Origin of the sequence: Zarconia navalis LEGE 11467 (genome assembly GCF_015207075.1) — a bacterium.
GTDB lineage: Bacteria > Cyanobacteriota > Cyanobacteriia > Cyanobacteriales > Geitlerinemataceae > Zarconia > Zarconia navalis.
Genome location: NZ_JADEXN010000104.1, coordinates 1 through 11,653, shown reverse-complemented (window position 1 = coordinate 11,653; position 11,653 = coordinate 1). Strand labels below are relative to the sequence as shown.

Sequence of the window (11,653 nt, the reverse complement as noted above, 5' to 3'; positions counted from 1 at the left end):
GAGCCGGAAATATCGAGGTTAATATTACCGCCTTGACCGAAGAGACTGGTGGCTGTCACACTTCCAGCATCGAGAGATAGATCGCCCGCGTTGAGGGTCATATTCCCCGCATCTCCCAAACCGAAAGAACTGACGCTAATTTGAGCGCCATCGTTAATCTCTAACCGAGGTGTAGAAACGGTTACATCCCCCCCCCGTCCGGTGAAACCCAAAGAGAAAGCATTGATATTGCTCGGAATTCGATCGAACCCCGGTAAGCTCGCCCCAGGAATGGGGAAGGGCAACGAACCCGTCAGTTCGATCGATTCGCTCGCGGATACCGTTAAGTTCCCTGCCGCACCGGAACTTAAGGTGGTGGCGGATAAATTGCCCGCATTTTGGAGGCTCAGCCGTTGAGTATTGACATCGAGATTTCCCCCTCTTCCCGAACCCGAAGTGGCTGTGGAGATAAAAGAACGGTCGATCTCGATCGATTCAGTCGCAGCGATCGATAAATCTCCCGCATCTCCAGCTCCTAAGGTTCCCGTTGCGACCAAACCACCATTGACGAGTCTCAAGCGTCCGGCTTCGAGGGTAATGTTTCCCGACGTTCCAATTTGGGTCGTTGCCGAGACAATTCCTCGATCGGTGTTGGCTAGAGCGAGGGTTCCCGATTGTAACGGCAGGAATACCGTCTCGATGACATCCTCAAATCCGTTGCCAATCACCTCTAGAGATTCGATAGCGTTAATGGTAATGTCGCCTCCGGTTCCAGAGCCGAGAGTAGACGCATTGATTAAACTATTGTCGAGTCGCACGTTCGTCCCAGACAGTTCGATATTTCCCCCCGCACCGGAGTTATTAAATGCCACGATTTGAGCGCCATCGCGCAGCTCGATCGAGTCCGCATCAACCTGAAGCCTGCCGGCATTTCCGAAACCTCGATTGATAGCACCGAGGGAGCCACCCTCAAAAATCTCGATCCTCGGTGCGTCGATCGACACGTTGCCCGAATTTCCCGACGGTAGGGGCCGCGCGCCAAAGGCTTGTTGGAAAGCAGCGCTCGGGACGATCGCCGATGATGAGATCGTACTTTGGGCGCTAGCTCCCGCTCCACCCACCTCGATCGCCTCAGAAGCCCGAACGTTCGTGCTTCCCGCATCCCCGGCACCAAAGGTATTACTATTAATCTGAGCGCCCCCGCGTACCGAAATGCGATCGGCCGTGAGGGTAATATTGCCGCCTCGACCGAACAGGGTAGACGCACCGATAATTCCCTCGCCATCGAGTTCGATGGAGCCTGCGGTAACGTGAAGATTGCCCGAATCCCCCGCTGCCGTGCCGCGCACGCCAATTTCCGCACCATCGCTCACCCTTAAGTGCCCTGTTTGAATACTCAAATCTCCAGCCGCTCCGGTGCCGCTGGTATTCGATTCGATACTGCTGGGCAAGATGCCATCGCCGATAATGCCGAAAGATACCGACTCAACTGCCGGATCGACTCCCGCAGCAAAACCGACAACTTCCACCGATTCGGTCGCTTCGACGCTCAGATTTCCCGCCCTACCCGCACCTCCGGTGGCTGCGGAAATTTGCGCCCCCTCTCGGACGCTCAACCGCTGTGCGGTGACATTCAAATTTCCGGCCGCCGCATCTCCGACCTGTCCGCGTACGGTGAGCAAGGACGAAGACGTATACAAGCCACTGACAAAGACACCATCGGGGGATACGCCGCTTAAATCGATTGACTCGGCAGCATTCACTTGCAGGTTGCCCCCCTGTCCTGCCCCCGAAGCCGATGCCGAAACTTGCGCGCCATCGGCAACCACGAGGCGATCGACCTCTAGACTCAAATTGCCAGCATTCCCCATCCCCAGGGTGGTGCTGAACAACCCGGCGGGAACCGGCGCACCGGGTGGGGTTCCGCGAAGTTCGATCGACTCGGCACGAACGGTGAGATCGCCTCCGGTTCCCGTGCTATCGGCGCTGGGGGTGGTGCTCAGAACCGAGCCATCGAGAACTTGCAATAACGGTGTTTCCACTCTCAAATGACCGGCATTTCCGGCGCTGGCCGTTCCGGTGGCCAGTAGGGAACCGTTCGTCACTGCGGCGAATTCGGAGGCCCTGAGGGTCAAATTTCCCCCCGTTCCATTCAAGAATGTGGAGGTAAGGATGCTCGCACCCTGCCTCAGGCTGAGGCGATCGCCGGTTAGGGTAATATCGCCAGCACTTCCAGCGCCCGCACTCAAACTAAATAAGCCATCGCTCAATGCAAAGGGATCGAAGGTGCCGCCGATTAACTCGCCGACGGTTTGTAAAGGAGTTGTCCCGGTCAGTTCGATCGCCTCAGCATCGATCGCAATCCCGCCGGATGCCCCAGCGCCAAAGGTGGTGGTGGAAATAAAAGCGCGATCGCTCAGTTGAAACCCGTCAGCGCGAATCTCGATGCCGCCGCCGTCAACCTCACCCAGGGTATCGGCGACTAAACTCGCACCCGAGTCGATCGAAACATTTCCTCCTCGCAGGTCAATTCTCCCACCCCCCAAACCGCTGGCATTGACCGCCGCACTGCCTGATAGAGTAATGTTACCGAAATTGGAAATCTCGTCGTACCCGACAACCCACCCCGTCGGAGTTGGGGTTAAGCGCACCGTACCGGAACCGGCGACGCTGCCGAGGTGAATGTTGCCGCCAAAGGTCGTTAGGTTGCCCCCTTCCAAGCGGATATCTCCCCCCACCAACGCTAAGGTTTCGCCGATCGCGACTTCGGGTCCCACCTGGGCCGGGAGAAGGTTTTCGGGGATAGGTAGGGCGAGGGTACTCGCAGCGCGGGAGCGATCGACGATCGCCCCCGGTGTGCTGCCAAATTGCAACCCCACCGGAACGCTAATCGTTAGTAGGGGCAATGCCCCCGTGCTTGCCTCCAACGGATTTGTTGCGCTAAAGATACTGCCATCTTCAAACACCAAACTCTCAGCAGTACTGCCGAAAAAAGACCCACCCAGATTGAGTTGGGCGTTGGGACCGAAAATGATGCCATTGGGATTGAGCAAAAACAGGTTCGCCGTTGAGTTGGCGCGAATCAAACCGTCAATATTGGAGATCGAATTTCCGGTAACGCGACCGAAAATATTTTCAACGCCCGCAGCGTTATTAAAAAATGCCTCGAACCCCGTGGGTACTTCAAAGCGATCGAAACTGTGAAACAAGTTCTCCCCAGCAGTCGTTCCACCGCCAACGGTCAAAGTATTGTTCTGCGGCGAGACGATCGAATTGGCGGGCAACGTCGTATCCGGCACGATTTGAGCGACAACCGGAACGGGACTGACCGCGGGCAATAGAAACACAGCCAAAAACTCAGCGCTCATAGTTGGTTCGATGGAAAAACGCTGTAGGGTATGAATTCGGATCGACCCGCTCGACAATCGGGATCTCGATGCCATGGCGAACCGGACGAGCGAGCGACTAACTCGAGGGTGCCATCGACTCGGCGCACCCATCCGGTGGCTTCGACGAGGGAGACACGATCGACATTCGGTATGGCAATGGTTTCCTCCGTTTGGCTTAAGTCCCGCCAATTGCGGGTATCCGACCAGGTCGATGTCTCTCGTAAGATCGTGGTGGGGTCTTCGGGTAATCCTTCCCGACCGAGAATGACGAAGCGATCGTCCCGATCTACCGAGCAACCTTTAGAAATGCGATCTGTGGGATCGGTCGTGTCTTGGGGCAATTGTACCAGTCCCGTCTGGGGATCGACATCGGGTCGGCGAATTTCGATGGTGCCATCGACTCCAAGTTGAGAACTGGCGGTAATCTGGCTGCCAGGGGACTCGAAAAGACCTCGGGTGACGATCTCGATATTCCCTCCCACTCCAGTTGTCGCATTGGCGACGATGGCGCTGTTTTCCAAAAGGGCGATCGTTTCGGCATCGATGGAGAGATTGCCGCCATCGCCCAAATTGCCCAAGGCTTCGGCGGTGATTTGACTCCCCCCGCGCAATTGCAAATCTTCCCGAACGTTCAGGGTAATATTACCCCCTTGTCCCGATACTGTCGTCGCGCCGATGCGAGAGTCTCCATCTAACAAGACAGTCGCCGCCCTCAGTTGCAATTGTCCGGCATTGCCCGTACCCTGGTGTCCGACGCCGATCTCTCCCCCATCGAAAACGACGAGTCGATCGGTTTGGAGGCTCAGTTCTCCCGTATCCCCCGTCGGTACGTCCGGCAAGAAAAAAATCTCTCGCAGGGATGGGTTGAGAATCGAGGCATTGGCGGAGATCGATGCAGGAGAACCGTCTCTCGACCTTCCTCCCACAACGATCTGCTCTCTGGCATTAACGATCGTTTGCCCCGCATTACCTACGGCAAAGGTGGAAGAATTAACTTCTCCGCCATCGAGAACCCGCAATTGGGGCGTCTCGATGGTGGTGATGCCGCTATCTCCAAAACCTGAGGTTGCCGTTCCCACGCGACTGGGAGCCAAAACCACCGGCTCGACACCCCTCACTTCGATCGACTCCGATGCCACGATGCCCAGATTGCCGCCCTTTCCCGTTCCCGCACCGGGGACGGGTTCTCCCAGAGTTGAGGTGGAAAGCAACACGGCTGAGGAGACCACTCCACCCTCCCCCAGAACGAGGGTTCGAGTGGAAAGCGCCACATCTCCGGCATCTCCCGCCCCAAAAGTGACGCTAGATATGGCGCTGGGATTTCCCAGCGCCAGGGGGGTTGCGCCGAGAACTTCCACCGTCTCGGCTCGCACCCGCAGGTCTCCCGCATTCCCGGTTCCCGCACCGGGGAATGCATTCATCGGGGGAACGATGACTAGAGATGAGATTTTTCCACCTTCAGCAAGGTGAATTCGAGGAGCGGTGACATCGAGACTTCCTCCGTCCCCCGTCCCCAACACCTGAGTGAAAATACCGCTGGAGATTGCCGGCAATGAGAGATTGACTCCAACGGCCGTAATCGACTCGGTGGCGCGAACGGTGATGTTTCCGCCCAATCCTGCTCCTTGGCTAAACGATTGAATGGCCCCACCCTCGGTAAAATTGAAGGTATCTGCCGACACATCGAGATGTCCCCCCGGTGCGGTTCCCAGGCTGGTACTGGCAATACCGCTCGGAAGAAAGGGATTGAAGGGGTTGGCGCCGATGGCATTCAGGGAGTCGGCGATCGCCGTTATGTTTCCAGAATGACCGATGGCCGTTGGGGTGGCGACAGTTTCGATTTGCCCACCCCCAATGAGGGTGAGGTTTCGAGTACTCAGATCGATCGTGCCGCCATTTCCGGTACTCGTCACCAGGGTAGAAATGCGGCTGTTGGGATTAAAATCGTTGGGGTTCTGGGCTTCTGTGGTGCCAATTCCGGCAATTTGAACCGTACGCCGTGCGATCGCAGTAATCGAACCCCCAGTTCCCGTCCCCAGAGATTGGCTTTGGATGAGGCCCCCATCTCGAACGGTCAATCGGTCTGTCTCGATTTCGATCGGGCTGCCGCGACCTCCCGCCCCCGGTACGACTTGGCTCAGAACGATTGCCTCTGCCCCGATTTCCAGGTCTGCTGCTGCCAGGGAAATTTCTCCTCCTGTGGCTTCGCCGAGGGTTCGCGCTGCGATTTGCGACCCTTCGATCGCGATCTTGCCTCCCCGAATTCCGATGCCACTGCCTGGATTGTCAAATAGAGCAGAGTATTGCCACAACGAGCCATCGAGCAGTTGAATATCTCGAAAATTATCGATCGAATCGTAGTTAAAGCCCCAGTTTGGGGTCGGATTTTCCGGGGAAAACGGTGCCATTAAACCCACGACACCGTTGGCAGCACTGCCAATTTCCAAGCGTCCGGAGTTGACGCTGGCGATGCCGCCGCGAAAGGTGATGTCTCCCCCCACCAACGCGAGGGTTTGAGCCACCGGAACCGTTAACCCCCCATTGGGATCGATCGAATTTGCGATCGCCCCGGTTCCCTCGACGCGAATGCTGCCGGGACTCGAACCCAATTGCAAGCCCACTGGAACGCTAATGGTGAGTAGGGGGACTCCCCCCGTTTCCCCCCCTGGGCTGGTAGCGCTGAAGGTGCTACCATCTGCAAATACCACACTCTCGGCGGTACTGCCAAAAAACGACCCCCCCAGGTTGAGTTGGGCGTTCGGTCCGAAAATGATGCCATTGGGATTGAGCAGAAACAGGTTCGCCATACCGTTGGTACGGATCGAACCATCGATATTAGAAATGGTATCTCCAGTGACGCGACCGAAAATATTTTCAATGGTGGGGGCATTGTTAAAAAAAGCTTCAAACCCCGTCGGTACGTCAAAGCGATCGAAACTGTGAAACAAGTTCCCCCCAGCCGTCGTTCCGCCGTCAATGGTGAAAGTACGACCCTCGGGGATCGCGATCGAATCGGTGGGTAATGTTGTGTCCGAGACGATCTGAGCCATTACCGGCGCGGGAAGCAAACTTCCACTCAGCAGGAAGGGAATGAGAAAAAAGTCATCGCGCATCGTTACTTAACATTGGGAACCAGGGTTCGATCTAGGTTTTGTCTACCCGCTTTACGATCGATCCGCGCAGCAGTTTAACCAGACAAGGGCGTGACTGACTCGACGGTTTCATCGATGAGATCTCTTCATCCGGTCGCTTCGATACAGGATAAACCATCGGCATTCGGCACGGCGATGGCTTGATGAAAAGTCTAAATCTCGACCGACACGGATTGAGGTATTCCGTAGGGTTTGGGTAGAATGTCCGGGCAACTTTTCCCGATGGGCGATCGGGACGACCTTCATTCAGAAAATAGAATTGGGATCTTTGCGATGGTGTCTTGAGGTTATTGTACCAGTCCCATCTCTGGAGAGATATCGGGTTGGCCCATTCAAACGATCGAGATCCCAAACCGATCCTCTGCTCCCAGCTTAAATTCGACAAAATAAGCCGCCTTCATAAACTTCGATCGATAAATAATGGCGTTCGAGCTTGGTTAAGCTCGAACGCCCATAACCCTCTTCTCTCATTGCCATTCTGACTGCCTGGGTTTCTTTACACCGACGCAGACAAGGGTTGAAGCAATTCTTGTAGTTGTTGAACTTTATCGGTTTTTTCCCAAGGCAAATCGAGATCCGTACGTCCAAAATGACCGTAGGCAGCCACATCCTGAAAGAAACGACCGTTCCGCTGAGCTGGGAGGTTCGTCAAATCGAAGGTTTGGATAATCCCGGCCGGACGCAACTCAAAATGCTTTTGTACCACTTCAAGTAGCTTCTCCTCATCGACTTTTCCCGTTCCAAAGGTTTCGATGGTTAAGCTGGTGGGTTTAGCAACACCGATGGCGTAACTGACTTGCACTTCGCATTTATCCGCCAGTCCGGCAGCGACGATATTTTTCGCTACGTAACGGCAGGCATAGGCCGCACTGCGATCGACCTTTGTGGGATCTTTCCCCGAAAATGCCCCACCTCCATGACGGGAGTAACCGCCATAGGTATCGACGATAATTTTTCGCCCCGTGAGTCCCGCATCCCCTTGAGGACCTCCAATAACAAATTTCCCGGTGGGGTTCACCAGGAAGCGGGTCTTATCGTCGGGTTTAATCTCGATATCGGCAAACACCGGTTGAACCACATCGGTCCACAAATCCGCTTCGATTTTGTCTCGGATCGCTTTGTCCTCGCTCAGCTCGCCGACGGTCGGGGTATGCTGGGTGGAAATTAAAATCGTATCGATGGCAACGGGTTTGCCGTCTTCGTATGCCACCGTGACTTGGGATTTGCCATCGGGACGCAAATAGGACAACCGACCGTTTTTGCGGACGATCGCCAGTTGCCGCGTCAGGCGGTGGGCTAAGCTAATGGGCAACGGCATCAGTTCTGGGGTTTCGTTGCAGGCAAAGCCGAACATCAAGCCTTGGTCTCCCGCACCGATGGCATCGAGTTCGGCATCGCTAGCCTTTTCTCGCTGTTCTTGGGCGCTATCGACCCCTTGGGCGATATCGGCAGACTGTTCGTCAAGGGCCACCAACACGGAGCAACTCTCGGCGGAAAAACCGTTATCTGCATCGGTATAGCCAATTTCAGCGATTTTCTGGCGCGCGAGTTGAATATAGTTAACTTTTGCCTTTGAAGTGATTTCTCCGGTAATCAGCACCAACCCGGTATTAACGACAACTTCAGCAGCCACCCGACTCATTGGATCTTGGGCGAATAAGGCATCTAAAATCGTATCGGAGATCTGGTCGCAAATTTTATCGGGGTGACCTTCCGTCACGGATTCTGAGGTAAATAGGTAATAGCGAGACAACGCTGACTCCTCCTACAACTGGAAATTGAGTTGACTAGCTAGCATAACAAACTATAGCCATTTGCGCTTTGGCAGCGTAACAACAATTCAAAGATGGAATTGTCAAGGGTCGGTGGGCAAATCTTTCCTCTTTCGTGTGCCCGTCATCGCGTTTCTCCCTCTGGATGTCCTTCGAGTTCCAAGTCCACTTCCGGTTCCCAACGAGGAAATACAGCCTCGGCCTCGGCCTGAACCTCAACTTCGGTTTGTGTCGGGTCTTCTTCTCGGGTCAAAAGTTCGGGAACGGCGACAGAAATTGATTCTTGGGTTGATTGGCGGCGATGGATCTGAATGCGATCGAGACGGGGACCTTCAGAGGAAATGACCGTCAGTTCGAGACCGTCATAGTGCAAGATTTCGCCGACGGTCGGAATTTTTTGCATTTGATAGATCGTAAAGCCACCGAGGGTTTGATATTCGTCGATGGAGGGTAAATTCAGTGCCAACAACTCATTGACCTCTTCGACGTGCATCTGCGCTTGGACGATAAACGTCTGCTCGTCGATAATCTGCACGCTTAAATCTTCGGAATCTTCGGGTTCGCAACTATCTCCAATAATTTGAGCCACCAAATCTTCCATCGTTACCAATCCGGCAGTTCCCCCGTACTCATCCACCACCATCACCATCGATTGTCCCGATCGCTGCATTAAAGGTAATAGCTCGCTCAGCAGCATATATTCCGGAACGAACCGTGCCGGTCGAATCCAAGGTTCGATGGGGGTATCGAGGGTTAAAATTCCCGACTCGAGGGGTTCGGCAAGTTCTTTGAAATGAACGAGTCCCTTAACATCGTCGAGGGATTCCCCGATCGCTGGATAGCGGGAGTGACCGGAGGTGGCGACTTCGTGGAGCAAGTTCCGAAAGGTAGCGTTCTCGGGAATTGCACTGAAGCTGGTGCGGGGAACCATGACCTCATCGACCGTGACATCCCCAAACTCGAAGACGTTATTGAGCAATTCTCGCTCTTCGGCTTCGAGACCTGTAGACTCTCTCTCGGTGGCGATGATGAGCTGTAATTCTTCGGGGGTGACGCGATTGTACCAGCCTTGACCGGTATAGGAGATACCCACCAGCCGCAACAGCCAGCGCGTCGATTGGTTGAGAATCCACAAAAATGGGTTGAAGAAACGAGCGATGGTCAAACTGGGAGGTCCGAGCAATCGCGCGAGTTCTTCGGAGTAGAGCAGGGCGACCGATTTCGGACACAACTCTCCTAGAACGATTTGCAAGTAGGCAACCAGGAGAAAGGCAATGGGGATCGCGATCGAATGGGTGAGAAATTTCCCGAGGTTACTGTCGATGGACAGTTGTCCGATTCCCGCAAAGACGACACTCGCCATGGTTTTTTCCCCGATCCATCCCAACGCAAGGCTCGATAGAGTGATTCCCAATTGAGTGGTCGAAAGCAAGAGATCGACGTTGCTTTGCAGGTTTTGAACGGTTCTCGCTTGCAGATCTCCTTCATCGACAAGCTGGTTGATGCGAGACCTGCGCACCGAGACCATCGCAAACTCGGCGGTCACGAAAAAGGCATTGATGGCAATCAGTCCGAAGACCGATAAAAGGCGCCAAATAATATCAGACCAGTCCAGGATCGTGTAACTCCCGGAAGAGGAACTACTCCACGCCGGAGATGCCATTAGCACCAGCACCGCGATCGGTGTCAGAGCGATCCACCAAAAAGATGGGGGAATTCGGGACAACATATAAGGGTTCGCTTCATCATCGCACCCCGATCGAGGGTTCATAATTGCTGACGGAAATGTAGGTCAATTGTGGGCGAGTTGGACAAATAGCTTCAAAAAGCTTTCCATAACCATCATAGGGGTGCGTGGTGACTTCAGAATTTGGAATTTAGAATTCGCCCGTCGCAGACGGGGGAGACTTCACAATACAGGAATGGGGGAAGTTTTTGAGGGTCGAGCAAGGCGGCTTCCTGGGCATCCTATGCTCTCTTCGTTTGTGCGATCGCGGATCGGCTTTCTAGATTTTCCACTTGCTTGAGGATTTCCTCTTCCTTCAAAAATTGAACCGCTTCTCCTTGTCGGGAGCCTTCGCGATCGCCGAGGAAATTGTTGGTCGGACGCACGTCGGGTTGGGTAACGCCTTGTAGAGCTTGCCGTCCTAGGGAAAAGCCCCAAACTGCACTAATTAAACCCGCACCAAACATCGAGAGCAGTAGCAGGGTGGTCAGAACGATCGTCGTATTGAGTTTCATCGTGGGTCGCAGATTCTCGCAGAGCAGAGTATTGTGGAGGCGGAATTTCCTTGGGTTTGAGCAATGGGGTGACGATGGATCTTCAACGCCCGTTGTGTTATCTTAACAGTATCTATGGAAAGGGCGGTTGGCCGAGCGGTTTAGGCAGCGAACTCATAATTCGCCTCAGGCGGGTTCAACTCCTGCACTGCCCATTTTTATCTAATTTTTACTCGATCGAAGACGATCGCGCCAAGCCACAAGCGACCGTTCCCCAAGTTGGGTGGCCGTCGCTTTCTGACTCCACTGTCACCGTCGCGTACATTGCAATGCCGTACCATCAACGATGACGGGACTCGTACCGCAGGCATAGGGTAATGTCAGCAAAGAGCCTTGATAAACATCTAGATCGGGGGTGCGAATGAAGGGATCGCTATAGAGTTGCTGGTTCATCGCATCTCGGTAGAGGGCATTGACGGACTCGGCATCGTCTGCCACTTCGAGTTCTGGGAAAAATAGCCCACCTAAAGATTCGCCGGTTCCTTGAATGCTGGTGCGATCGAAATAGTTGCCGCCATGCTCGTAAAAAGCACTGTCAAAGGCTTGGGGTAGGGTAATCAGGGGAATGACTCGGACGTTCTCCCGCTGTCGGATTTGAATGCTATCGAAATTTTGAAACGGCTGCGATCGGCTCTGGGCGAGGGCGTCTTCTGGAAAAGCGATCGAGGATAGACCGGCGATCGCCGCGAACAAACTAACTATCGATTTTTCGCAGTACTTCATCTTGCCATCCTTGACTTTTGTGTAAATAGTAACTCAAGATCCAATCGGTTACATAGCGATCGAGGGAATTTTCGGACTGACCCATCGGGTGAAGAACCCAACTCCTCATCGAAGATTGCAAACCGTAACCCGTAACCCGTAAATTAGCGATGGAAGCAGAAGCTTTCCACTCGCGATCGGTCTTGAATACTTGATTCTTCTGTCCCTCGATCTCGTTAGTCGTTTTTCAGCCATTGGCAATATGACACTCAATTCATCCCCGCTTCCGACCGATCCCGCCGCCATTCGCGAGAAACTTCTAGATTTATTTTGCCAGCTTGCGTACCGAGAAGGGGATTTTACTCTCTCGTCGGGGCAG

Annotated in this window: 6 protein-coding genes and 1 tRNA gene; 1 reads left to right on the top strand and 6 read right to left on the bottom strand. The window is 54.2% G+C overall.

The window, feature by feature from the left end; genetic code table 11:
• The 5 genes from IQ235_RS07655 to IQ235_RS07635 form a co-directional block, all read right to left on the bottom strand.
• The coding region (locus IQ235_RS07655; protein ID WP_264320889.1) for a two-partner secretion domain-containing protein at positions 1–3,347 on the bottom strand (3,347 nt) is incomplete at its 3' end.
• Positions 3,344–6,481 carry a two-partner secretion domain-containing protein gene (locus IQ235_RS07650; RefSeq protein WP_264320888.1) on the bottom strand — a complete coding sequence of 1,046 codons (3,138 nt, stop codon included), beginning with the start codon at positions 6,479–6,481 and terminating at the stop codon, positions 3,344–3,346. The genes IQ235_RS07650 and IQ235_RS07655, both read right to left, overlap by 4 nt.
• Before the next feature lie 535 nt (positions 6,482–7,016).
• Complete coding sequence (gene metK, locus IQ235_RS07645; protein ID WP_264320887.1) at positions 7,017–8,273, bottom strand: methionine adenosyltransferase; 1,257 nt, start codon at positions 8,271–8,273, stop codon at positions 7,017–7,019.
• Between the two features lie 143 nt (positions 8,274–8,416).
• A complete protein-coding gene (locus tag IQ235_RS07640) occupies positions 8,417–9,955 on the bottom strand; it encodes a hemolysin family protein (RefSeq protein ID WP_264320890.1) in 1,539 nt (512 codons plus the stop codon).
• Between the two features lie 305 nt (positions 9,956–10,260).
• A complete protein-coding gene (locus IQ235_RS07635) occupies positions 10,261–10,533 on the bottom strand; it encodes a hypothetical protein (protein WP_264320886.1) in 273 nt (90 codons plus the stop codon).
• A 121-nt stretch (positions 10,534–10,654) separates the two neighbouring features.
• Between IQ235_RS07635 and IQ235_RS07630 the strand changes: the two genes are divergently transcribed.
• Positions 10,655–10,727: transfer RNA gene (locus tag IQ235_RS07630), tRNA-Ile, on the top strand.
• Positions 10,728–10,821: 94 nt separating this feature from the next.
• Here the strand turns inward: IQ235_RS07630 and IQ235_RS07625 are convergent.
• The gene (locus tag IQ235_RS07625; protein ID WP_264320885.1) at positions 10,822–11,295 is read right to left on the bottom strand and encodes a hypothetical protein; all 474 of its coding nucleotides are present in this window, start codon (positions 11,293–11,295) and stop codon (positions 10,822–10,824) included.
• Positions 11,296–11,653 lie beyond the last annotated feature (358 nt).

Coding starts and splice junctions, on each gene's coding strand:
- IQ235_RS07650 (WP_264320888.1), bottom strand. CDS start 6,481: ATGCGCGATGACTTTTTTCTCATTCCCTTCCTGCTGAGTGGAAGTTTG.
- IQ235_RS07640 (WP_264320890.1), bottom strand. CDS start 9,955: ATGGCATCTCCGGCGTGGAGTAGTTCCTCTTCCGGGAGTTACACGATC.
- IQ235_RS07635 (WP_264320886.1), bottom strand. CDS start 10,533: ATGAAACTCAATACGACGATCGTTCTGACCACCCTGCTACTGCTCTCG.
- IQ235_RS07625 (WP_264320885.1), bottom strand. CDS start 11,295: ATGAAGTACTGCGAAAAATCGATAGTTAGTTTGTTCGCGGCGATCGCC.